This window comes from Bacillus cereus group sp. MG4 (assembly GCF_040460055.1).
Lineage (GTDB): Bacteria > Bacillota > Bacilli > Bacillales > Bacillaceae_G > Bacillus_A > Bacillus_A wiedmannii.
Map to the genome: position 1 here is coordinate 3,046,819 of NZ_JARVGZ010000001.1, position 22,635 is coordinate 3,069,453.

Here is a 22,635-nt window from a genome sequence, read left to right on the forward strand (position 1 = left end):
CAAACCCTCTCCCTCGTTTTGTCATTGATTACTTATATAATTAAGAATTAAAGACCTTTAGAAGTCATGTATGCTGCTAGGTCTACTACGCGGTTAGAGTAACCAGTTTCGTTATCGTACCAAGAAAGTACTTTAACCATGTTACCTTCCATTACCATTGTAGATAATGCATCGATTGTAGAAGAAGCTGTACATCCGTTATAGTCGATAGATACTAATGGCTCTTCGCTGTATCCAAGGATACCTTTTAATTCGCCTTCAGCTGCTGCTTTGAATGCTGCGTTTACATCTTCAACTGTTACTTCTTTGTCAAGTTCAACAACTAAGTCAACAAGAGAAACGTTAGCAGTTGGAACACGTACAGCGCCACCGTTTAATTTACCTTTAAGTTCTGGTAATACTAATGCTACAGCTTTAGCTGCACCAGTAGATGTTGGGATCATGTTTTCAGCTGCTGCACGAGCACGACGTAAATCTTTGTGTGGTAAGTCTAAGATTTGTTGGTCGTTAGTGTAAGAGTGAATTGTTGTCATCATTCCGCGTTTTACGCCGAATTTTTCGTTTAATACTTTAGCGAATGGAGCTAGACAGTTTGTAGTACAAGAAGCATTAGATACTACGTTGTGGTTAGCTGCATCATATTGTTCGTGGTTAACACCCATAACTACAGTGATATCTTCGTCAGAAGCTGGAGCTGAGATGATAACTTTCTTAACTGATCCACCTAAGTGTTTTTCAGCGTCTGATTTTTTAGTGAAACGGCCAGTAGATTCTACTACTACTTCTACTCCGTAGTCGCTCCATGGTAATTGAGCTGGGTCACGCTCAGCGATAACTTTAATTTCTTTACCGTTAACAACGATGCTGTTTTCGTTAGCAGATACTTCTGCATTTAAAGTTCCGTGAACTGTGTCATATTTTAAAAGGTGAGCTAATGTTTTAGCATCTGTTAAGTCGTTGATTGCTACTACTTCTACCTCAGAGTTGTTAAGAGCTGCGCGGAATACGTTACGTCCGATACGTCCAAATCCATTAATACCAATTTTAGTCATTTGAATTTCCTCCTTGGGGGATTATATTAAAGGGTAATACCCTTTGTTAACTGTTTTGCTGCACCTTCATCTGTAATTAGAATTGAAGTATGCCCTTGTTTAATTACAGCCTGTATTGCCTTTGCCTTTGAAGAACCTCCAGCGACTGCAACAACGTGAGATACATGTTGTAAATCCTCAAGTTGCATACCAACTGTTCTTACTTTATGAACAACATTTCCTTGTTCATTAAAGTAGTAACCGAAAGCTTCGCCTACTGCTTCGCTTGCTTGAATCTTTAACCAATCTGCTTCTGAAGTATTTCTGCGACGTGCCATTGTTAACGCATCACCTATTCCATGAATGACGATATTGGAAGATCGAATCAACTCAAGAACTTCTTTCACGGAAGGCTCTGTCACAATAGACGCATATGCTTCGCTACTAACATGGTCTGGAACATACAATAAGCGATAATTACTCATCGTATTTTGTGCCATCTTGGCACAAATGGTATTGGCTTCTAATTCGACACCCTCTCCAATTCCACCACGCGCTGGGACAAATAGCATATGTAAATCTTTGCAATCAAGCTGCATCATGTCCGCAGCAGCAGCTAGCGTAGTTCCTCCAGCCACAGCAACGATATTATTCGCTGTCAGACGGTCTTTTATACAAGTCACACAAGCACGGCCCATCTCCAGTTTGACCCAAGGTGATTCATCACTATCACCAGGGACAACGAAAACTTCATCCAAGTCTAATGTTTCCTTAAGTTGCTTTTCTAAAACCTTTAACCCGGAAATTTCTTTCATAAAGTCTTCCAAAGCAAGAACTAAAGCTGTTCCTTCTTCTGTCAAAGTCATTCCAGAAGAAGCGACGTGAACTAAGTTTTGTTCTTTCAAAACTTGAACTTCACTTCGCAATACTCGTTCTGTCATACCGAGACTTGCTGACAAGTTTCTTCTTCCAATCGGCTGCATGAGCCTAATGTATTGAAGAATTTGCATTCTCGTTTGCATAACAGGTAGCAGATCAGGTAATAATTTTTTTGTGTTCTGAATCCATGAGCGCATATCTTTTCTCCTCACTACATTGGTTCATTTTTCTCCGTGGTCACTTTACGTCCCGTAGTGACATTTTGTGTCCCACGTAGGTTAAAAAAATAATCCCTGCTACGTGTATTATTGTAACAGGAGATAGAAACTTATTCAACTCTTAACTGCATTCTTTATATAGTTTATTATGACACCTTTGTGAATGTTACCATATTCTACTTGTTTTCCGCCTATTTCTACCACCGGAATCATTAGGTGATATTTTTCTAAAAGGTCATTATCTTCATATATATTTATTTCCTCGATTTGAAAAGAATATTCACATTGTACTTCCTCTAAAACTTGTTTCGCCTGCACGCAAAGGCCACAATCTTTTTTTGTATACAGTACAACTTTCATATTCTTCACCTATCCGATCGTTTTTCGTAATGATGACGCTGGAATGTGCATTTGTTCTCTATACTTCGCCACTGTTCTTCGAGAAATAACGATTTCATGCTCTTCTTCTAATAATTTTGAAATCTTCTGATCTGAAAGTGGCTTTTTCTTATTCTCCGCCTCAACAAGCTTTTGGATAAATCGTTTCACACGCTTTGTAGAAACTGCTTCATCTTCAGTAGTCGAAACAGCATTACTAAAGAAAGATTTCATCTCAAATAAACCATGTGGTGTTTGCACATATTTATTTCGCGTTACACGACTAATTGTAGATTCATGCACACTTAACTCTTCCGCTACCTCTTTTAAAGCAAGCGGTTTTAAATATTCTGGACCTTCCCAGAAGAAATCACATTGTTTTTCCATAATAATAGTCATCACTTGCAGAAGCGTTTGTTTTCTCTGTTTTAAACTGCGCATAATCCACTGCACATGCTGATACTTTTCTGATACATAAGATGCTACTTCACTTTCACTATTATTCAGAAGCGCACTATACTCAGAATGAATTTCAATTCTCGGCATATTTCTCTCGTTCATTTGTAAAACGAGACGATCACCATCTTTTTTCACCGCCATATCAGGCACGATATACAGTGGTTTATCAGAAGAAAACGCAAGACCTGGTTTCGGCTGTAATGACGTAATACAGTTCACTGCTGATTGCAATTCTTCATTACTACACTTCAACACTTGAACGAGCTTTCGCCAATCTTTCTTCACGAAATAAGCGAAGTGATCATCTATAACCTCTTCCGCTAATCCATTCCGTCTTTGTAAGCGCTTCAATTGCAAAGTTAGACATTCCTGAATATTACGCGCTCCTACCCCTGCTGGCTCGAGTGATTGGACAAGCTCTACAAAACGGGCGACTTCATGAATCGGTGCGGAAAGGAGATCCGCTAACTCTTCGTTCGTTTCTTGTAAATACCCATTTCCATCCATGTTCATAATAATGAAAGAAGCTATTTTTCGCTCTTCTTCATCTATTTTATAATACTGTATTTGATTTAATAAATGTTGCTGAATCGTTGTTGAATCCACACTGTAGATTTCCATCTGATTCTCGACTTGTTTGCTGGTACTTTTACTGTTGTTAGAGCTCTTTTTCTTCTCCCTCTCAAAACCACCTAACTCAATAAGGGGATTCTCTAACGATTGCTCATACAAAAACTCCGATAATTCTTGTACATTATACTGGAGCATTGTAATCGCTTGCCTTAACTCTTGTGTCATTGCCAAACGTAAGCTTTGTTCTTGTAAAAGACTTGCCTTCAAACTAATCTCCCCCTTGTTTCTATTGTACAATAAGTTTGGTAAAAGGAGAATGCTATCACAGACACCCATTCCAAAATATTATTAATTTATATGTATTAATGAGATTTACAACTTACAACCGAAATTTGAATAATATTGAAAGAAAATAATAATTCGTTTAATTATTATCAAGTACTAATAGTAAATCTTATTACTAGATATAACAAGAGAGAAATAAAAAAAGTCCTAACCTACAAAACGTAAGTTAGGACTTTTTGACGCGCCCAGAGGGATTCGAACCCCCGGCAGACGTGGTACCGGAAACCAAACGGTAACGGTTATGTAAAATTATCAGTAAAATCAAGGTTTTACCTTGCATGTAATTTAGAAATGAATTTTTTTGACATGAACATACAACGTTATGTATGCTAAACTATTTCGATTATAAATCGCTTACGTACTTTTTTCAATATTAATTTCATTTCTTCTATTGTTTCACCTTTATTTTAAAATATAAATTAATGCGTAGACGATTGATGTTTCTCAATCATTGCTAATGGAATTTGAACAGTTCCATAAGAAACCCCACAAGTGAAGATATGCCCTATCATATTCATTATAGCTTCATGTTTTTCTGTTTCAGTTCTAGACTTATTATTAAGTATCGTATCTATCATTTCTTCACATTGTTTATATTTAACCATTGCTTCAGCTTGAATCTGTTCAAAAATTTCTTTCTCATTCCCCTCATAATTGTCTAACATTCTTAGGATTTCTGAAACTTTTGTGTCCATGCTGTTAACTCCTATCAGTTATTTTAAGGACTTTCTTTTACATGTCCGCTTTTGAATCCCATACCTCTACAAATTCAAAGCCTTTTAAATCACTCTCTAAAACTGCATTTCTAAATTCATCTGATACCAACAGATAGTTCGGATGAATTTTTTCATTTATATACAATTTAAAAATCGTTTCATTTTGAACAACACTAGGAATAAATACAAATTTTTCACAGCCTATTATTAAACCCGAACTTAACTTTTCAAATATTGTATTATTAATATCAAGTGCATTTAATACACGTAAAACATGAATAGCATAGTACTTTTCGTTTGTTGTTTTATGAATTAATGGTAAAAATTCAACATTATTGCCTACTAAGGGTTCTAATACTCCTTTAGCTTTCTCACTAATTATTTGTACACCAGATTTCCCCCAAAAAATAGGACAATCACTTTGATACCCTTCATCTATAATCTCAATAAATTTAACTGTCCATGAATCTGACAAACTTACTTTGGAATTAAAATCGTTTTTAAAATATTTCTTGTCCTCTTCATAATTTAATAATTGAAAAGTTTGATAATCATCAGTTGAACTTTTTAATCGCCAAATTTTCATATGTATATTCTCCTTTACAATTTGTTAACTGATATATAATTATTTCTTTGGTTCATTTAATCTTATCTTACCTTCTAATAGATCTTGTCTTATTTTGTGTAAAACTTCAGCTACATCAGCTTGAGTACCACCCATTTCCATAACACTATTTAGTCGTTCTGTTACTTCTCTTATATACTCTTTAGAATGACTACCTATATGCAATACTTCAGTGGTCACATAATCATTCACTTTATACGGTAAAAATACCCCATTAACAGCAGCATCATGGTGTATTCCAATCTCTTTTAATAATTCCTGTACTTCCACAGCCCTACCATCATTCCAAGGTACAATATGATGTGCCGCATTAGGATACGGTGGTGGTTCAATTCCTGCTTCTTTAAGTTCTGCACGCAATTTTTGAGATGCTGTATACGAATCGGGATACTCATTTTTTACATCTACTTTATCAAGAACCTTATCTGCGTAATCTTGGATTACCTCTTGTACATCTTTAACTCTAGTTTTTCCACCAGTTTTGGAAAATATAAATGTATCACGGGCTTCTTGTAAAGCTTCAAAAGTTTTTATCTGATTACTTCCAAAGCCACTAGCACCTGCGAATGCAACGCGGTCTGTCAGCGGTAATTTATTCGCAACAGCAGAGATGCCTGTGGAAAACTTTGCACCCTTTGCTATTGTAGTAACTTTACTTAACCCTTTATCACCAATAAGACCTAACCCAACTTGAGTTAAAGCATAACTTCCCCACTTTGCCCGACTTTCTGCGTCACCATTTATTACATCATTAATAAATGAATCCGACAATGCATTATACATGGTACTAAGGGTATCAATAGGGTGCAAAGCAGCGTTCCCCATGTTTTCCCACGTTTCCCAATCTCCTAAAGCTTTTATTCCGTCTATTGTATCGCTAACTGCTTGTCCCGTACCATCTACAATACCGTCCCAAATTTTTTCACCAGTAGATTTTTCAGGTAGCTTACCACACATCGCACCTGCTTCAATTGAATTGGCAGCTTGTCGTGCCCTCTCTTCTGTAATTGCTTGAATTGAAGTTGTCCATTCCATATTCAACCCTTGTGTACTAAATTCCCCACTGTGCCAAATGTTTGAATTTACTAAACACAATGAAGTAATGAATTTCTTCTTTTAAAATAAAATTGTTAAACAAATGTTGAGAAATATCAAAATTTAATTTCCATTATATTCTATTCTTGCTATCATTTAATGTAAGACTATTCAGAAAAGGAAGGGATTATATGCATGTTCCAGTGAAGGGGAATGAAAAGGTTACAAAGTTACTTAATGACTGGTATCAAGCTATACTACAACATCAAAGTATACAAGCAACAAACTTAAAACAAGAAGTTGAAGATAAGCTTTCCAGTATAAAAGAAGATAAAAATTTATTATTATACTATTCATTATTAAACTTTAGATATGAAATGCTGACAGATGGATTTAACATTACAAAAGATAGCTTTAATGAAATTAACTCCTTTGATGTACCTGATAGCGGCTTTTTATCCTATTATTATCACTTCTTTAAAGGCATTCATGAAGCCATGATTTCTAATTACACTAAAGCTAGAGAAGAATTTGAACAAGCGGAAAAACTTTTAATGTACGTACTGAATGAATTAGAGGAAGCTGAATTTAATTACCGCATTGCTTCATTTCACTATCAAACATACCAACCTTTAGTTGCAATTCAATATGTAACGAAGGCAAAAGATATCTTTTCTAAACATACGGGATATGAAGTTAATGTCGCTTCCTGTAACAATGTTTATGGGCTATCCTGCATAGATTTAAGACAATTTGAACAAGCGGAAATCAATCTAAATTCTGCGTTAGATATTCTACAAAAACACAATGAAGAATCTCTAGTCCTTAGAGTACGACACAACTTAGCGTGGTTATACGCGAATCAAAATCTTTCAAATTTAGCAATTCGACATGTATCCAAAGTGACAAAAAAGAACCCCAAACATTTCAAAGCTATTTTTGTAGAAGCACGTGAGTATTATAAATTAGGCGAACATACTCTTGCCGAAGAATTGATTGAAAACGGTCTACGTATTTGTAATGAACTTGAAAACAAAGAACTTCTACCTCATTTTACGATTCTAAAAGAACTAAATAATAAAACTTCCGCATTATCTTTAGAAAAAGTAATTTTAAAAGGGATTTCTTACTTTAAAAAAGAAAAACTATGGGATTGCGTGCAAGAATACACTGAAATTTTAGCAAATGCATTCTATCAAGAAGAAAATCATGTACAAGCTAGTAAGTATTTTTATATGAGTAATGAAGCAAGGAGAAAATATGAAGAAAAAGGGGCGTTAAAGTAATGAAAAAGATTGGATTAACAATAGTTGGATTATCCGTATTAGGAATTACGTCTTTAGGATTAGGACATACAAATGAAATAGTAAAAACGAAACAAAAACTAATAGCAGTAAATATAGGCGATACCTGGTCACCACAAAGACCAGATTTAGCAGTAAATATAGGCGATGGCAGCGGTGCACCTGAATATACATATGGAGAAGGTTGGCCTCCATCTTACACACACGGGGAACCTTGGGGTATAGCTGACGGTAATACTGGTGCACCTGCTTACGACCACGGACGACCGCCAGCACCACAAAAACCTGACTTAGTTTAAACACAATAAACCATTTAATGAAAGAAAAAGAACGTCACCCTTAAAAGTGCGTTCTTTTTTATCAACTTTAACTTTGAAAGGACTGAATACAAAGTATGTTTGACGGACTAACCATAGAGGCAATGGGCAAGTTTGCACCTGTATTCACTACAATTATAGCCACCTTACTTATACCAGCTATATTATATAGTGTTAGGCAATTTGTTCTAGTAACAACAACTAGGGAGACTGATAGATTATATCTAGATAAGGCTACTCAAGTAAAATTACGCTTTTGGGACTTGGTTTTATCTACAGTGATGACTACTATAGGCTACCTAGGTATGGCTGTAATATTTAACCTTGAATTATACGATTGTTAAACTTGCTTGTTTCCCGTAATAGTTCATTCTTTTTCGTATATGGTCAGGATTCAAAGGGTCACCAAACGAGTTAACGAATACAGATGTTCCTAGTCCTTCAAAATACTCTCCTGTTTCTGTTACTAGTTGGGCTAATTCATTTTGAACTTTTTTAGACATCGGAATTACTCGACTCTTTCGGTTCTTGTTTTTCCTACCCGGTAATAAAATAACCCCGTTATCAAAATCAACGTCGTCGATTTCTAAGGCATTAATTTCGTTAATACGTAAACCACATTTAAGCATTACTAACATGGCTACATAATCCCTATATCCTGCATAAGAGGTCTTATCGACCATCGCAAATAGACGTTTTATTTGATTGTCGGTCAAAGTATAAATCTTTTGTTCATCGACTTTTAATTTTCTAACACCCATCACGGGATTGTTTTCGATAACCGTTTCTTTTTCTAAACGATTAAAAATCGCCCTAATAGCAGACAATCGAATATTAACCGTTACAGGCGATAACTTTCTAATTTTCAATAAATGATTCACATATTTCCTTATATCTTCTTTCGTAACTTCGGTAATAAGTTGACGATTAATAACATTAATGAACTCCGACCAAAACATTCTATAATCGCTTATAGTACGTTCTCTGTATCCTTCTGACACATAAATATCCATAACACGTTCTAACGCCCTATTAATCGTAATAGAAGGCTTAAAAAGAACGGTATCTGTATCGATGTCACGACGCTTTCCAATCGCACGTCTTTTAACTCTTTTCATAACGAAAAACCCCCCTGTACACGATTATTTCTAATCACATACAAGGGGTTTCTCTAATCTTACTACTATTTTTTTCTACGTGTTATTAACGTTATTGAGTGACACTTACTTAATATCATAAACCTTTCCGTTTTAGACTAGAACGTGTCATCATTACGTATAATACATGACGTTTATCCAAAAGGTTTCGCAAAGGAATATAGATACAGTAAGGCTTTCACGGTATTTGACGCGCCCAGAGGGATTCGAACCCCCGGCAGACGTGGTACCGGAAACCACCGCTCTATCCGACTGAGCTATGGGCGCATGATTATAAAATATACTTCATTTTCTCTCCATAATAATAGCAATAAAAACCATTTAAATCAATAAAAACTCTTTGATAGCACATTGTATATACGATATTTTCTGCATAAAAACGCCCCCTATTTTCTACATTTAGGAGGCAATTCTTAACGGTCTTATTTATCTAGTTTCTCTTTAATCTCTTTTGGAATTTCATCCGGTTGTACTTCTTGGTATGTTTCGATATACTCACCTTTCGTTTTAACCTTTACATATGCTCCTTCTCTAAGCCCACGAGGTGCATAAAACTTAACATCTCTTCCTTCGCCCGAAGCGTAATAACCAGTAAGTTTATAGTCTCCAGCTACCTCTCCAACTGTAGATAGTCGGCCAGATTCTTTCGCTTTTACATATACAAATTCTTCTTTCACAAGCGGATTATATCTATCAGTCACCTCATTATGAGAAAAGCTTGCCACACCAATAACTAATATAAAAAATCCAATTAAACCTAATAATAATTTCTTCATTTTTCTCTCCTTCAAATGTCCTTTTGACTTGCTTTACTTTCTTTATTCTAGGAGAAAGAGTTTTTTTCCACTATCGCTTTTCCTTACATATTCATTACAAAATTGTAATCCACACATGTAACACACCTAAATTTTCCAATCATAAATTTACCCCAACTCACAAATTATAACCTTTGAATTGATATTCCAAAGGGGGCTTCATTCAATGACTGTAATTACTAAACTAAAGCAAACTGTTTCTGGATTAAAAAGTGCACAAGCTAGCTTAGAGGGATTCGCTCTTGATACGGATAACCAACAAGCGAAGCAACTTTTCCAAACAGCTGCAGAGCAAACGCAAACGATTATCGATTCTTTAAATCCACGCGTTGAAGAAGTCCAACAAGAAGAACCACAATACTCACAGCAATAACGGATTAGTCATGCTGTGAAATAGAAAAAGGATGATATGCAGTCATCCTTTTTCTATCACATTACATATTGCAATAGAAATGGAATGATAATCATGCGAAAACTCGGTCTCATAACCGCATTATTTGCCCTTCTATTTAGCTCTTTTACCGGATGTGATAATAGTCCCTTAGATAAAAAAGTGAAGGAAGAAGCAAAACGAACGGAGAAAGAAAAAGGTCCCAAACTAACAAAGACGAGTACGGAATCCTTTAATCAATCTATATCACAAGGAGCCAAGAAAAGGGCTCTCGCTATGGATGAAATTACAAAAAGCACAGCAGTGAATTCAAATTTGGATCTCTACATAGCAGTTCTACCTGAGCATCACGAAAGGTTTGGATTAAAGCCTCTGCGTAAGAAGCTTCAAAAGCAGCTAAGTGATGAGCATCCTACTTTCGATGTTCGTGTAAGTACTGATAAAAAAATCTTTATGTTACTCGAAAAGCTTGAGAGCAAAATTAAGAAAAAAGAAGTATCTAAAGACGAGATCAATAAGCAATTAAAACTCATTGGGAAAAAAATGGAGTCTAACACTTAACGCTTTTTAATAGAAAAGGAAGGATCGCAATGTCTAGTAAAGATAAGAACTTAACCCCTGTGCAACAAGAGTATAAAAAATTCGAGCAAGAACGCGAACCGAAGCGCCCTGTCTTGAAAAATTGTATTAAAGCCTTTTTCGTCGGTGGTTTTATTTGCTTCATCGGACAACTCATTTCTACGTTTTATATCACATATTTTGATTTCACTGAGCGTTCAGCAGGAAATCCAACAGTCGCAACTCTCATTTTCATTTCCATGTTACTAACTGGTTTCGGTATATATGACCGCTTTGGGCAGTTTGCTGGAGCAGGCACAGCTGTACCCGTTACTGGCTTTGGTAACTCTGTTATTGCCGCATGTATCGAACACCGAACAGAAGGGTTCGTACTCGGCGTAGGAGGAAATATGTTTAAATTAGCCGGCTCTGTTATTTTGTTTGGTGTATTTTCAGCTTTCGTCATCGCACTTATTAAAACGATTCTCGTTCAATGGGGAGGGCTATAAATGTTACAAGGACACCGAACATGGGTATTTGAAAATAAACCCGTTATTATTTCGACAGGAATCGTTGGTGGACCGTTTGAAGCAAAAGGAAACATTCCAGAAGACTTCGATATCCTTCATGAAGATTTATGGCTCGGACAGGATTCCTATGAAAAAGCCCATAAAATTTTATTCGAAGAAGCTTGTAGTCGCGCTACTGAAAAAGCCAAACTTCGTAAAGACGATATTCAATTCGTACTTGCAGGAGATTTAATTAATCAAATCACTCCAACAAGCTTTGCCTGCCGTACACTCGGAACACCATATCTCGGATTATTTGGCGCTTGTTCTACTTCTATGGAAGGATTGGCACTCGGGGCAAGTATTGTAAATGCAAAAGGCGCAAAATATTTATTAACCGGGGCATCTAGTCATAACGCTGCTGTAGAGAAGCAGTTCCGATATCCAACTGAATACGGCGGTCAAAAACCTCCTACCGCACAATGGACAGTAACCGGGGCAGGTGCGGCCATTTTAAGTGACACTGGACATGGTCCTAGAGTAACATCTGCAACAATCGGACGAGTGATTGATATGGGATTAACAGATCCTTTTAATATGGGTGGTGCGATGGCCCCAGCAGCTGTCGATACGATTGAGGCCCATTTACGCGAACGACAAATTGACGCCTCTTATTACGACTTAATTGTAACAGGTGATCTTGGACATGTCGGTCGCGAAATTGCTTATGACTTACTACATAAACACGGAACAAAAGTAACGAGCGAACAGTTTCAAGATTGCGGCATACTCATTTATAGAGAAGGGCAACCTGTCATAGCTGGTGCTAGCGGACCGGGATGTTCCGCAACAGTCGTGTACGGTCATTTATTAAACCGAATGAAAAGAGGAGAATTCAAAAAAATACTTGTCGTTGCGACAGGCGCTTTACTATCTCCACTTACATTCCAACAAGAAGAAACGATTCCGTGTATCGCTCACGCCGTTTCGATTGAATTTGGAGGTGCAACGCAATGATTTTTTTCTGGGCTTTCGTCATCGGCGGACTCATATGTGTAATTGGCCAACTTATGTTTGATGTTGGCAAGCTAACACCCGCTCATACAATGGCAACACTCGTTGTTGCCGGTGCTATACTGGACGGATTCAACCTGTATGAACCATTAATCGACTTTGCTGGAGCCGGGGCAACTGTACCTATTACAAGTTTCGGTAATGCCCTCGTTCACGGCGCAATGGAAGAAGCTGCAAAACACGGCATCGTTGGCGTCATTACCGGAATGTTTAAAGTAACAAGCGCTGGTATTTCAGCTGCTATCATATTCGGATTCATTGGTGCATTACTATTCAAACCGAAAGGATAAGAGGTGTTTGTATGACAGTTATCGCGAGCGTTAAAACCTGCCTTGCTAGTGTAAGGGGCGCTCAAGCAAGTTTAAGCTCCCTTTCACTACATTCACAGGACGCGGAATCAAAACGCGTATTTCATGAATGTATGTTAAAAATGGACAGCATCATCGCTGATTTACAGAATAGAGTTTCATTATTAGAACGTGAAGAACCTCAATATAAAGGGTTTTAAGTAGACTGGAGGAAATGACTATGTCTCACCTGCCGGAATGGACACTTGTCATTCTTCGCTCTGTATTCATATTAATTATTTTATTCGCTATTACGAAATGGTTAGGGAAAAGACAAATCTCTCAGCTCTCCTTTTTTGAATACATAGCCGGAATGACAATCGGTGACATCGCTGCCCAAGTATCTACGGGGCTCGATTCAAAATTTTTCCACGGCGTCTTTGCGATACTTATTTTCGCCTCGGTACCTTTTTTCGTTGGAATTCTTTCCTTGAAAAACAAAACTGCTAGAGATTTTTTTGAAGGAAAATCTACAGTGTTAATAAAAGATGGCAAAGTACTTGAGGATAATTTAAAGAAAGAAAAATACACAAGTGATGAGTTACTTGAACTTCTTAGAGGAAATGGTGCATTCAGTATAGCTGAAGTCGAATTTGCTGTCTTAGAACCGAGCGGAGAATTAAATGTATTATTAAAGAAAGATTCTCAGCCACTTACAGCAAAAGACATCGGGTTAAAAGTACCGAATGAAAAAGAACCACAAACTGTTATTATGGATGGCAATGTCTTAGATGAACCTCTATCCTCTAGTGGACATAACCGCGCTTGGTTACATTCTGAACTAGAAAAGCTCGGTGTTGTTATTGAAAATGTCTTTCTCGGTCAAGTGGATTCATACGGACAACTTACTATCGACATTTATAATGACAAACTACAAATGCCCTCTCCTCAAAACAAGCCTTTATTATTAGCATCTTTAAAAAAATGTCATGCTGATCTTGAACTATTTTCCCTAGAAACAAAGTCGAAATCAGCAAGCGAAATGTATAGTAAAAACGCGAAACACATCGAAAAGATTTTAAATAAAGTAACCTATCTTTTAAAAGAATAGATATCACAAGAACGCTTCATTAAAAAGGCGTTCTTTTCTTTTTACTACAGATTTCATGACGTTTAAATTTATGTAATTCGGTTATGATGTTGAAGATACATAAGCAGGGAATTTCAAAAACATAGCGAATAATTCATGGTACAACTACATATTTTTTTGATTTAAAGTGGTTTCGTTTGACCTTTATTGACCATAATTGTATTATAAGACTAAGAAAGCTTTAGAAGGAGGAAATAACAGATGAATTTAATTCCTACAGTAATTGAACAAACAAATCGTGGAGAACGCGCTTACGATATTTACTCTCGACTATTAAAAGACCGCATCATTATGCTTGGTAGTGCAATTGATGACAACGTAGCTAACTCAATCGTTTCCCAGCTTTTATTCTTGGAATCTCAAGATCCAGAAAAAGATATTCACATCTACATCAATAGCCCTGGTGGTTCTATCACAGCAGGTATGGCAATTTACGATACAATGCAATTTATTAAACCACAAGTATCAACAATCTGTATCGGTATGGCTGCATCTATGGGTGCATTCTTACTTGCAGCAGGTGAAAAAGGAAAACGTTATGCACTTCCAAACAGTGAAGTAATGATTCACCAACCACTTGGCGGAGCACAAGGTCAAGCGACTGAAATCGAAATCGCTGCAAAACGTATCCTATTCTTACGTGAAAAACTAAACCAAATTCTTGCTGACCGCACAGGTCAACCACTTGAAGTACTACAACGCGACACAGACCGCGACAACTTCATGACAGCTGAAAGAGCTCTAGAATACGGCTTAATCGATAAGATCTTTACAAATCGTTAATACTTAAAAGCGGAAGCGGCTCGTTTAGAATCGCAGGGCGATGGAGCCCCTGATTCCGAGGCGCTTTTTGCCTCGAATGAAGGGGTGAAACGACCGGAGATTCTAGCCGCTGGAGCTAGATACAACTAAAAGCGGAAGCGGCTCGTTTAGAATGGGAGGAGGATGGAGCTTCTGACAAAGAGGTGCTTTTTACCTCGTCGGAAGAAGCGAAGCCACCGACCATTCTAGCCGCTGGAGCTAGATACAACTAAAAGCGGAAGCGCCCTCTTACAGGGCGCTTTTTTTATGATTAAACCTCCGCACGTGCATACCCCAGCTAGTATCCTTCTAAATATATCAACGATTTTTCAAATATATCGACCGTAACTCCAATTATATCGGCGATTATTTTAATATATCGACGATTCGACACAACTTATCGACTTACCGACAATCCTCGACAAGCATGCACCGCCTACATACCCGCCCCCCCAACAAACAACAAAACAAAAAAGCTATCGCACATGCGCGATAGCTTCTTATTGTATATATGCAGCTAATGCTTCTAAAGCTTCTTCTGCATCTGAACCTTCTGTTGTAATTGTTATCATGCTACCAGTTCCAATTGCTAAGCTCATAATCCCCATTATGCTCTTTGCATTCACTGTCTTTCCATCTTTCTCGATGAAGATATCCGCATGAAAGCGATTGGCCTCTTGTACAAACAACGCAGCCGGACGTGCTTGTAAACCGTTTTTTAATGAAACCTTAACTCGTTTTTGAACCACAGCTCCATTTCCCCTTTAACCTCTTATTTTTTTGCTACCGCTTCCCCCGCGCGTAGTTTCTCTGCAATCTCATCGATTTTACGCAAACGATGATTAATACCCGATTTACTAATTTTCCCCCCGGATACCATCTCGCCTAACTCTTTCAATGTTACATCTTGATAATCTCTTCGTAATTGTGCAATTTCTCGCAGTTTATCTGGTAATATATCAAGACCAACTGTCTCATCAATATAACGGATATTTTCAATCTGCCTTAGCGCTGCACCAATTGTTTTATTTAAATTGGCTGTTTCGCAGTTCACTAAACGATTTACTGAATTACGCATATCGCGAACGATTCGAATGTCTTCAAATCTTAAAAGTGCATTATGAGCGCCTATAATATTTAAAAACTCCGTAATCTTTTCTGCTTCTTTCAAATACGTAATGTACCCTTTTCTTCTTTCCAACGTCTTACTATTTAAATCAAATCCGTTCATCAATTCACATATAGCATCATTATGTTCCTTATATAACGAAAAGACCTCTAAATGATAAGATGATGTTTCTGGGTTATTTACTGAACCACCTGCTAAAAATGCACCACGTAAATACGATCGTTTACAACATTTCTTCTCAATCAATTCTTGTGATATATTTCGGATAAACGAAAAGTCGTCTCGAACAATATGAAGATCAGCTAATATTTCGCGAGACTTCTCAACAAGCCGCACAATATATACATTATTTTTCTTCAATCGCATTTTTTTACGAACAAGTAATTCTACCGTCACGTCATATCCTTTTTTCAAAAGCGTATAAATCCTTCTTGCGATTGCCGCATTCTCCGTTTGAATATCGATAGATAGACGACGGTTTGAAAAAGAAAGCGATCCGTTCATTCGAAGTAACGCTGATAATTCTGCTTTCTCACAGCATTCCTTCACCTCAAGATTCGTTAGCTCTTTCTTTGTTTCTGATGCAAATGACACAGTCAACACCTCCTTATACGATTACTTTGGAACAAAAATCTTGTCCTATATGAAATGATGAGCGTTACCTCAAACGAGGCAACGCACATCTACAACAGTGAATATAAAATAGAAGCTAGTTTTAATGTATCGTGCCTTACAACACGATCATCATACTTCGCTAATTGATCTTGAATGATATCAATATTGCTCTCTGTAAAACGCTCTTCATCTACTACAACTGGTGCCGACATTTCTTCCTCATACAACTGACGTAATTCACAAGGAATATCACGGTTATTTACAATTGCAGTATCGATAAATGGTTTACCTAAATGATCGTGTAACGCCTGCACATGGTCAAAAGCAGTATATCCCATCGTTTCACCAGCTTGCGTCATAACATTACACACATATACCTTCTTCGCTTTTGCAGCAAGAACAGCGTTCCCGATTTTGTTAACAACTAAATTCGGTAATATACTCGTATACAAACTTCCTGGACCAAAAACAAGTAAATCAGCTCGTTTAATCTCAGCCAACGTTTCATGTAACGGCTCTACATCTTCTGGAGTTAAAAAGACGCGGTTAATCTTCTTCCCAGAATAAGGAATCTTTGATTCACCTGTTACAATTTCTCCATCTTCTAGTTCCGCATGAAGTACCGCACTTTGGTTCGCTGCAGGTAACACACGTCCTCTGACATTTAACACTTTACTCGTTTCCGTAATCGCATGGAAGAAGTCTCCTGTAATCGAGGTCATACCCGCTAATAATAAATTTCCTAACGCATGACCTTTCAGCCCGTCTCCCGTTGTGAAACGATGCTGAAATAAAGCTTCCACCAGCGGCTCTACATCTGATAACGCAACAAGTACGTTACGAATGTCACCTGGGGGTGGAATTTCGAGCTCATCACGTAATCTACCTGAACTGCCACCATCATCAGCGATTGTAACAACTGCTGTAATATCAACCGGATATTGTTTTAATCCTCTTAATAAAACAGAGAGTCCAGTACCGCCTCCCATGATAACAATTTTGGGTTTTCTCTCTTTTTTCATCCCTTAATGGCCCTTTCTCTTCTCCACATCACGATGAGATACATGAACGCTATACTCTGGTTTCAAATGTTTCCCAAGGTATTCTGTAAGCGTAACAGAACGATGCTGTCCACCTGTACATCCAATTGCAATTACAAGTTGACTCTTGCCTTCTCTTTTATAATGAGGCAGCATGAAAGTAATAAGATCCGTCAATTTTTCTAAAAACTTATGTGTCTCATTAAATTTCAGTACATACGACGAAACTTCTTCATCTAGTCCTGTTAATGGCTTCATATGTGGAATGTAATATGGATTTGGTAAAAAACGAACATCAAATACTAAATCTGCATCAATTGGAATACCGTACTTAAATCCAAATGACATAACATTTACACGAAATGCTTGCTCAGTTTCAGTTGAAAACAGATGAACAATTTTTTCACGTAATTCTTTCGGTTTTAAATCCGATGTATCCAGCACAATATTCGCTCGTGCCTTCATATCAGTTAATAAGCCACGCTCCATCTCGATTCCCTTTAACGGCAAACCAGTAGGTGCAAGTGGATGCGAACGTCTCGTTTCTTTATAACGAGTTACAAGCGTGCCATCTTTCGCATCTAAGAATAAAATATGAGGAATAATCCATGTACGTTCTGATAAATCATCAAGTGCTCCCCATAAATGTTCGAAAAACTCTCGGCCACGTAAATCAACACCAAGTGCTACTTTATTCATTTTCCCTTTTGAATCCGCCATAAGTTCAATAAACTTCGGCAATAACATCGGTGGTAAATTATCTACACAGAAATATCCTAAATCTTCAAAACTTTGTAAAGCTACTGTCTTTCCAGCTCCAGACATTCCTGTAATAATTACCATTTTTATATCATTATTCTCTGTCATCGTATCCTCTCCTTGACGGTTTAACTCGGATCTAATCGATATGAAAGCAACTCAAAATCTGGGGTATATACAAATGTACCGTAGATTATGCCATTTCCTTTAATTAAATAATCAATAATGTGATAATCTCCTGGTGCCATTGCTAAATCATCAATTTTGTCAAATGTATGCCAACCAATGATGCCTTCTTCGCTCTCTAGTTTGTTTTCTCCTGCAAAATCTGTCGCTAAAAAGGAGAACATCATCCATTCAGAAACAACTTTATCACCTTCTTGGATGACAAAGGTGAAGACCCCTTTTAACGCTGGGTTCTTTAAATAAATACCTGTTTCTTCACGATACTCGCGAACAACGGAATCTCTTACTGTCTCACCACGCTCCATTTTCCCGCCTGGTGCAACCCACCAATTTCGGCGAGGTTTTTGGAGTAAGAGTACTTCATTATCTCTAATTAACACACAGTTTGTCACTCTTTGCATGTTTCTTCACCTCAGCTACTTGCAGTAAATTTCTCACTGCATACTCATTTCATTATACTATCAAAAACAGTTTGCTACAACGAAGGAGCCAGTCCTCTTTCGCTAAGCACATGCTACTCAACAATTTTAAAAAAGCTTTTTAGAACAAGCAATGTAAATGCCTAGACTTTCAATGAATAGCATGAAAAATCCCCTTAACGATTTTTATCGCCAAGGGGATTAAAGTCCTTATTTCTTACCGAAATAAGTAACAATCGCAAATCCTAAAATAAAGGTAATAATTGAACTTATAATTGAAAATCCTCCAGTTGGAATACCAGGGAACACAATTACAATCGAGCCGATAACAAGTCCAATAATTGCCGCAAATGTCATACTTTTATAACGATCTAACAAGAAACTAATTCCTTTACTACTTACAACAAACCCCGCCATAACACCGGCACCGATAACTACGATTAAAGGTAAGTTCAGTGTAGTTAAAGCATTAATTGCTGTCGGATACACACCAATAATTAATAAAATAAATGATCCGCTAATTCCAGGAAGCAACATAGCCATACTAGCCATCCAGCCCGCGAAAAATAAACCAATTGCATTTAAAATTGTTAACGTCGTAATTGGATCTGCTGCCTTATCTGGTTTAAAGAAAGCTGTGATCGCAACAAGAATTGCTGCAACTATTAATAAAACAATGTGCTTACCTTTAAACGACGACTTTGCATCAGCTTCCCTCATTAACATCGGTAATATACTAATAATTAAACCGAGGAAGAAAAATTGAGTCGGTTCATAATGATTTGCAAGTAAATATTTAATAACGTGACTTAACGTTAAAAACGCTGCTGCCACACCAGCTGCAAGGGGAATTAAAAAGCCTAAATGTTTTTTCCATTCACGACTAAAAAACCCACTAATTGCCGCAAGCAATTGTTCATAAATCCCTAACACAACAGCGATTGTACCGCCGCTCACACCAGGAATTAAATCACTAACGCCCATACAAAATCCACGATATATATTACGCCATTCCATACTGAATAAATTCCTCATTTCTTATAGTAATTTTTCCGTAAAGTCCAGTATATCAATAAGAAAGCTTATAATCCTAATATTTTTTGACAAAACTTTGACATTTTCAAAAAAAAGAAGAAAGCTCCTATTGGTAGCTTTCTTTTTAAAAGGCATATTATCCCTTATTTTTCTGATACTGTTTTTAGTTCTTCTAATAATTCTTCTACGTAATGTTGTGCACTTTGTGCTGCGATACTACCATCACCTGTTGCAGTTACAATTTGACGTAGCATTTTTTCACGAACATCTCCAGCGGCGAAAATACCAGGAACTTTCGTTTCCATACGCTCATTTGTTTCAAGGTAACCATTTTCATTTGTAATACCTAGTTCAACAAATGGTTTTGATAGTGGTAACATACCGATGTATATGAACACGCCATCAGTTTTGACTTCTTTCTCTTCTCCACTGTTTACGTCTACAAGTGTTACGCTTCCCACTTTACCATTTGCATCGTTAATTTCTTTTATAGTGTGATTCCAAATGAAATCAACTTTCTCGTTTTGGAAAGCACGATCTTGTAAAATTTTCTGTGCACGAAGAGTGTCACGACGGTGAACGATTGTTACCTTTGATGCGAAGCGTGTTAAGAACACACCCTCTTCAACAGCAGAATCTCCACCACCAATAACTACAAGTTCTTTTCCTTTAAAGAAAGCCCCATCACATACTGCACAATATGATACACCACGGCCGCCAAGTTCTGTTTCGCCTGGCACACCAATTTTTTTATACTCTGCACCGCTTGCAACGATAATTGCACGTGCTTTATATTCTTTTTTACCAGCAATAATTGTTTTGTATTCTTTACCATCGATGACTGCTTTCACATCACCGTATGCATATTCAGCACCAAATTTCTTCGCATGCTCGAACATTTTATTTGATAAGTCTGGTCCTAAAATAGACTCATAACCTGGATAGTTCTCTACATCCTCTGTGTTTGCCATTTGGCCACCTGGGATACCACGCTCAAGCATTAATGTGCTTAAATTCGCACGAGATGTATATACTGCAGCTGTCATACCAGCTGGTCCTGCACCAATAATAATGACATCATAAATTTTTTCTTCTGACACACTATTCACTCCTATTCATTCCTACACAATTAAGTTACCCTCATTATACTGTTAGCATCATTTTTTTCCCAATGATTTGCTTACCCTATGTGTGCGTACGTTTAACAGCCTGCACATACTTTCGAACAGTCGCTACAGATACATTATATACATCCCCAAGCTCCGACTGTGTCATCTTATTTCCTTGTTCGCTGCGTACAATATATTCAACCGCAGCTGACCAGCCGTATACATTTGTAAAAACTGCCCCAGATGTATATAAACGTATGAACGTACAAAACCAAAATTGTAAACACTCTTCGATTAATTCATCATCTTTTTTCGTATAATTATATAAAGCATCCGCAATTTGCGCGCACTGTTCAAATTGCTGTAAATCAGCTGGAATGCTCTTATGGCTATTAAGTAAAAAGAAATACTTTGCAAGTTGAGATACGATTGGAACACCGTTCTTCGCCTGCGTTACATCAAAGAAGAATCCCACCTTCTCTGGCGTTGACAATTCATTCATTAAATATAAAGCTAGCATTTGTTCCTCTAGCGTCGCACTTTGTTGAAATGATTTTCGTAATTCTTCAAATAATACGTTTTGTCCTTCATCTGCTAAATTCAGCGCATTCCACGGTTCTTTTCCCTTTTTATCAGGGTGCAATTCTACAACATGCTGCCACATTTTTTCAGCTACTTGCTGATCTTTCACCATATAAGCAGAATATGCAAACCAATAATAAAAACTAACGTCTCCCTCATATCCTTGACGCTTTAATACTTTGAACCATTTATATGCAGGCTCAAAATGACCAATTGTTGCAAGTGTCGTTCCAAGTTTCAAACGATGCTCGAACGAAATCGGATATACTGAAACTAACTGCTCCGCTAACGCTTCTACTTGTTTATGCTCTCCAATTGAATATAGGAAAATAAGCGTATTACAAAGCGCATGTATATTACCAGGATTTTTCTCTAAAATCATTTCCGTTAACTTCAGAGCTTTATCTACATTACCAGATTGAAAATGTGCAATGGCTAAATTATTATGACCCGACCAAAATTCCGGATAATCTTTTGTAACAATTTCCAATGTAGCAATTGCTTCTTCCAATTGTCCGTTACGAATATAACGATTCGCTTCTTCTTGCATAACAATTAGATCGTCTTCATCCTCAATCTCTTCCTCACCCATCGCTTCTTCTTCCATAATTTCAAGTAATTCTAATGTATCTTCTACAAATTCCTTCTCTTCTGCAACTTCTAAATAGCGATCCGCATACTTTTTCGCCTGCTGAAATAGCCCCATATATGCATAATTATTTGCAATAAAATAATAGCATTGTTCAAGTTCTGGATTAGATCTAACAAGCTTAAAGAAGATTTGATTCGACTCTTGATATTCACCAGCCTCAGATAATACTGTTGCTAATTGGCATAAAATAAACGGCTCCTTCTCACTTTGTGCCGCTCTTCGAAAATATTTAATTGCATCTTGCAATTTTTGCCCTTTGTAAGCTCTCATCCCTTTTTTATAAAAGAAGTCCGCTAATTGATTAAAAGAGATAACTTGTCCGTTCTCCTTATATATTCCTTGATTTTTCCCCATATATCCTCCAGTTTTTTGTTTTCTTCGTTCACACATTCTTCTATCTATAAGTATAAACGATTCCGTAAAAAACAAAACAGTATATTATACTCAATTATTTCCTTTTTATTCATTAAAAAAGAAGAGAAATGTT

The 22,635-nt window shown here is 37.1% G+C and carries 26 protein-coding genes, 1 tRNA gene and 1 pseudogene; 10 read left to right on the forward strand and 18 right to left on the reverse strand.

From position 1 onward, the window contains the following. Positions 1-47 precede the first annotated feature (47 nt). From gap to QCI41_RS16205, 7 genes and pseudogenes are all read right to left on the reverse strand, one after another. Positions 48-1,052: a type I glyceraldehyde-3-phosphate dehydrogenase gene (gap, locus tag QCI41_RS16175; RefSeq protein WP_000161234.1), complete on the reverse strand. Its 1,005-nt coding sequence runs from the start codon at positions 1,050-1,052 to the stop codon at positions 48-50. Positions 1,053-1,078: 26 nt separating this feature from the next. Beyond that, the gene (gene cggR / locus QCI41_RS16180) at positions 1,079-2,107 is read right to left on the reverse strand and encodes a gapA transcriptional regulator CggR (RefSeq protein ID WP_001258183.1); all 1,029 of its coding nucleotides are present in this window, start codon (positions 2,105-2,107) and stop codon (positions 1,079-1,081) included. 135 nt (positions 2,108-2,242) lie between these two features. Further along, entirely contained in the window at positions 2,243-2,488 is a 246-nt protein-coding gene (locus tag QCI41_RS16185) for a glutaredoxin family protein (RefSeq protein ID WP_000869731.1), read from the reverse strand. 9 nt (positions 2,489-2,497) lie between these two features. Beyond that, on the reverse strand, positions 2,498-3,805 hold the full coding sequence (gene rpoN / locus QCI41_RS16190; RefSeq protein ID WP_353837107.1) for an RNA polymerase factor sigma-54: 1,308 nt from the start codon (positions 3,803-3,805) through the stop codon (positions 2,498-2,500). Positions 3,806-4,302: 497 nt separating this feature from the next. Beyond that, the gene (locus tag QCI41_RS16195) at positions 4,303-4,578 is read right to left on the reverse strand and encodes a hypothetical protein (protein ID WP_016514067.1); all 276 of its coding nucleotides are present in this window, start codon (positions 4,576-4,578) and stop codon (positions 4,303-4,305) included. A gap of 37 nt (positions 4,579-4,615) precedes the next feature. Beyond that, positions 4,616-5,185 (reverse strand): imm11 family protein, encoded by a 570-nt coding sequence (locus QCI41_RS16200; protein ID WP_000708219.1) that lies wholly within the window; start codon positions 5,183-5,185, stop codon positions 4,616-4,618. Positions 5,186-5,224: 39 nt separating this feature from the next. Next, positions 5,225-6,289 (reverse strand): annotated as a pseudogene (locus QCI41_RS16205) (AHH domain-containing protein); the annotation flags it as partial. A gap of 161 nt (positions 6,290-6,450) precedes the next feature. Here QCI41_RS16205 and QCI41_RS16210 point away from each other — a divergent pair. Together QCI41_RS16210 and QCI41_RS16215 are read left to right on the forward strand one after the other, a co-directional pair. Further along, positions 6,451-7,545, forward strand: coding sequence for a response regulator aspartate phosphatase (locus QCI41_RS16210; protein WP_016514069.1), 1,095 nt, complete (start codon positions 6,451-6,453; stop codon positions 7,543-7,545). Next, positions 7,545-7,862 carry a hypothetical protein gene (locus tag QCI41_RS16215; protein WP_353837106.1) on the forward strand — a complete coding sequence of 106 codons (318 nt, stop codon included), beginning with the start codon at positions 7,545-7,547 and terminating at the stop codon, positions 7,860-7,862. The genes QCI41_RS16210 and QCI41_RS16215 overlap by 1 nt, the downstream gene beginning before the upstream one ends. A gap of 347 nt (positions 7,863-8,209) precedes the next feature. On the opposite strand, the gene QCI41_RS16220 is transcribed toward QCI41_RS16215, so the two are convergent. From QCI41_RS16220 to QCI41_RS16230, 3 genes are all read right to left on the reverse strand, one after another. Further along, entirely contained in the window at positions 8,210-8,998 is a 789-nt protein-coding gene (locus tag QCI41_RS16220; RefSeq protein ID WP_353837105.1) for a tyrosine-type recombinase/integrase, read from the reverse strand. 230 nt (positions 8,999-9,228) lie between these two features. After that, positions 9,229-9,304, reverse strand: a tRNA-Arg gene (locus QCI41_RS16225). 155 nt (positions 9,305-9,459) lie between these two features. Beyond that, entirely contained in the window at positions 9,460-9,813 is a 354-nt protein-coding gene (locus tag QCI41_RS16230; RefSeq protein WP_353837104.1) for a YxeA family protein, read from the reverse strand. 205 nt (positions 9,814-10,018) lie between these two features. Here QCI41_RS16230 and QCI41_RS16235 point away from each other — a divergent pair, with 205 nt between their 5' ends. From QCI41_RS16235 to clpP, 8 genes are all read left to right on the forward strand, one after another. Further along, entirely contained in the window at positions 10,019-10,225 is a 207-nt protein-coding gene (locus QCI41_RS16235) for a DUF1657 domain-containing protein (RefSeq protein WP_000216160.1), read from the forward strand. Between the two features lie 93 nt (positions 10,226-10,318). Then, positions 10,319-10,804: a YhcN/YlaJ family sporulation lipoprotein gene (locus QCI41_RS16240; protein WP_046955592.1), complete on the forward strand. Its 486-nt coding sequence runs from the start codon at positions 10,319-10,321 to the stop codon at positions 10,802-10,804. 29 nt (positions 10,805-10,833) lie between these two features. Next, positions 10,834-11,310 carry a stage V sporulation protein AC gene (gene spoVAC / locus QCI41_RS16245; protein ID WP_000095399.1) on the forward strand — a complete coding sequence of 159 codons (477 nt, stop codon included), beginning with the start codon at positions 10,834-10,836 and terminating at the stop codon, positions 11,308-11,310. Beyond that, positions 11,311-12,327, forward strand: a complete 1,017-nt coding sequence (gene spoVAD / locus QCI41_RS16250) for a stage V sporulation protein AD (protein ID WP_353837103.1) — start codon at positions 11,311-11,313, stop codon at positions 12,325-12,327. Further along, positions 12,324-12,674, forward strand: a complete 351-nt coding sequence (gene spoVAE / locus QCI41_RS16255) for a stage V sporulation protein AE (protein ID WP_000575918.1) — start codon at positions 12,324-12,326, stop codon at positions 12,672-12,674. The genes spoVAD and spoVAE overlap by 4 nt, the downstream gene beginning before the upstream one ends. Positions 12,675-12,685: 11 nt before the next feature. Further along, positions 12,686-12,892 carry a DUF1657 domain-containing protein gene (locus tag QCI41_RS16260; RefSeq protein WP_353837102.1) on the forward strand — a complete coding sequence of 69 codons (207 nt, stop codon included), beginning with the start codon at positions 12,686-12,688 and terminating at the stop codon, positions 12,890-12,892. A gap of 20 nt (positions 12,893-12,912) precedes the next feature. Then, positions 12,913-13,782 carry a DUF421 domain-containing protein gene (locus QCI41_RS16265; protein WP_000018900.1) on the forward strand — a complete coding sequence of 290 codons (870 nt, stop codon included), beginning with the start codon at positions 12,913-12,915 and terminating at the stop codon, positions 13,780-13,782. A gap of 240 nt (positions 13,783-14,022) precedes the next feature. Next, on the forward strand, positions 14,023-14,604 hold the full coding sequence (gene clpP / locus QCI41_RS16270; protein ID WP_001049163.1) for an ATP-dependent Clp endopeptidase proteolytic subunit ClpP: 582 nt from the start codon (positions 14,023-14,025) through the stop codon (positions 14,602-14,604). A 518-nt stretch (positions 14,605-15,122) separates the two neighbouring features. On the opposite strand, the gene QCI41_RS16275 is transcribed toward clpP, so the two are convergent. The 8 genes from QCI41_RS16275 to QCI41_RS16310 form a co-directional block, all read right to left on the reverse strand. Beyond that, entirely contained in the window at positions 15,123-15,371 is a 249-nt protein-coding gene (locus QCI41_RS16275; protein WP_000250305.1) for an HPr family phosphocarrier protein, read from the reverse strand. 23 nt (positions 15,372-15,394) lie between these two features. Then, positions 15,395-16,345 carry a DNA-binding protein WhiA gene (gene whiA, locus QCI41_RS16280; protein WP_000006567.1) on the reverse strand — a complete coding sequence of 317 codons (951 nt, stop codon included), beginning with the start codon at positions 16,343-16,345 and terminating at the stop codon, positions 15,395-15,397. Between the two features lie 89 nt (positions 16,346-16,434). Next, on the reverse strand, positions 16,435-17,388 hold the full coding sequence (locus tag QCI41_RS16285) for a gluconeogenesis factor YvcK family protein (protein WP_353837101.1): 954 nt from the start codon (positions 17,386-17,388) through the stop codon (positions 16,435-16,437). 3 nt (positions 17,389-17,391) lie between these two features. Then, positions 17,392-18,273: an RNase adapter RapZ gene (gene rapZ, locus QCI41_RS16290; protein ID WP_000138461.1), complete on the reverse strand. Its 882-nt coding sequence runs from the start codon at positions 18,271-18,273 to the stop codon at positions 17,392-17,394. Positions 18,274-18,293: 20 nt separating this feature from the next. After that, positions 18,294-18,752, reverse strand: coding sequence for an NUDIX hydrolase (locus QCI41_RS16295; RefSeq protein ID WP_001190080.1), 459 nt, complete (start codon positions 18,750-18,752; stop codon positions 18,294-18,296). 228 nt (positions 18,753-18,980) lie between these two features. Then, positions 18,981-19,787 (reverse strand): DUF368 domain-containing protein, encoded by an 807-nt coding sequence (locus QCI41_RS16300; RefSeq protein ID WP_000455195.1) that lies wholly within the window; start codon positions 19,785-19,787, stop codon positions 18,981-18,983. 161 nt (positions 19,788-19,948) lie between these two features. After that, complete coding sequence (trxB, locus tag QCI41_RS16305; RefSeq protein WP_001288065.1) at positions 19,949-20,905, reverse strand: thioredoxin-disulfide reductase; 957 nt, start codon at positions 20,903-20,905, stop codon at positions 19,949-19,951. 85 nt (positions 20,906-20,990) lie between these two features. Beyond that, positions 20,991-22,502: a tetratricopeptide repeat protein gene (locus QCI41_RS16310; RefSeq protein WP_000517701.1), complete on the reverse strand. Its 1,512-nt coding sequence runs from the start codon at positions 22,500-22,502 to the stop codon at positions 20,991-20,993. Between the last annotated feature and the right edge of the window lie 133 nt (positions 22,503-22,635).

Bases quoted from the DNA above. Each gene is read 5' to 3' on its own strand.
- QCI41_RS16195 (WP_016514067.1), bottom strand. From the start codon at position 4,578: ATGGACACAAAAGTTTCAGAAATCCTAAGAATGTTAGACAATTATGAG.
- QCI41_RS16185 (WP_000869731.1), bottom strand. From the start codon at position 2,488: ATGAAAGTTGTACTGTATACAAAAAAAGATTGTGGCCTTTGCGTGCAG.
- QCI41_RS16240 (WP_046955592.1), top strand. From the start codon at position 10,319: ATGCGAAAACTCGGTCTCATAACCGCATTATTTGCCCTTCTATTTAGC.
- spoVAE (WP_000575918.1), top strand. From the start codon at position 12,324: ATGATTTTTTTCTGGGCTTTCGTCATCGGCGGACTCATATGTGTAATT.
- clpP (WP_001049163.1), top strand. From the start codon at position 14,023: ATGAATTTAATTCCTACAGTAATTGAACAAACAAATCGTGGAGAACGC.
- QCI41_RS16295 (WP_001190080.1), bottom strand. From the start codon at position 18,752: ATGCAAAGAGTGACAAACTGTGTGTTAATTAGAGATAATGAAGTACTC.
- QCI41_RS16210 (WP_016514069.1), top strand. From the start codon at position 6,451: ATGCATGTTCCAGTGAAGGGGAATGAAAAGGTTACAAAGTTACTTAAT.
- QCI41_RS16285 (WP_353837101.1), bottom strand. From the start codon at position 17,388: ATGAAAAAAGAGAGAAAACCCAAAATTGTTATCATGGGAGGCGGTACT.
- QCI41_RS16215 (WP_353837106.1), top strand. From the start codon at position 7,545: ATGAAAAAGATTGGATTAACAATAGTTGGATTATCCGTATTAGGAATT.
- QCI41_RS16265 (WP_000018900.1), top strand. From the start codon at position 12,913: ATGTCTCACCTGCCGGAATGGACACTTGTCATTCTTCGCTCTGTATTC.
- QCI41_RS16300 (WP_000455195.1), bottom strand. From the start codon at position 19,787: ATGGAATGGCGTAATATATATCGTGGATTTTGTATGGGCGTTAGTGAT.
- QCI41_RS16235 (WP_000216160.1), top strand. From the start codon at position 10,019: ATGACTGTAATTACTAAACTAAAGCAAACTGTTTCTGGATTAAAAAGT.
- cggR (WP_001258183.1), bottom strand. From the start codon at position 2,107: ATGCGCTCATGGATTCAGAACACAAAAAAATTATTACCTGATCTGCTA.
- spoVAC (WP_000095399.1), top strand. From the start codon at position 10,834: ATGTCTAGTAAAGATAAGAACTTAACCCCTGTGCAACAAGAGTATAAA.
- spoVAD (WP_353837103.1), top strand. From the start codon at position 11,311: ATGTTACAAGGACACCGAACATGGGTATTTGAAAATAAACCCGTTATT.
- rapZ (WP_000138461.1), bottom strand. From the start codon at position 18,273: ATGACAGAGAATAATGATATAAAAATGGTAATTATTACAGGAATGTCT.
- QCI41_RS16260 (WP_353837102.1), top strand. From the start codon at position 12,686: ATGACAGTTATCGCGAGCGTTAAAACCTGCCTTGCTAGTGTAAGGGGC.
- QCI41_RS16230 (WP_353837104.1), bottom strand. From the start codon at position 9,813: ATGAAGAAATTATTATTAGGTTTAATTGGATTTTTTATATTAGTTATT.
- QCI41_RS16200 (WP_000708219.1), bottom strand. From the start codon at position 5,185: ATGAAAATTTGGCGATTAAAAAGTTCAACTGATGATTATCAAACTTTT.
- gap (WP_000161234.1), bottom strand. From the start codon at position 1,052: ATGACTAAAATTGGTATTAATGGATTTGGACGTATCGGACGTAACGTA.
- QCI41_RS16220 (WP_353837105.1), bottom strand. From the start codon at position 8,998: ATGAAAAGAGTTAAAAGACGTGCGATTGGAAAGCGTCGTGACATCGAT.
- QCI41_RS16310 (WP_000517701.1), bottom strand. From the start codon at position 22,502: ATGGGGAAAAATCAAGGAATATATAAGGAGAACGGACAAGTTATCTCT.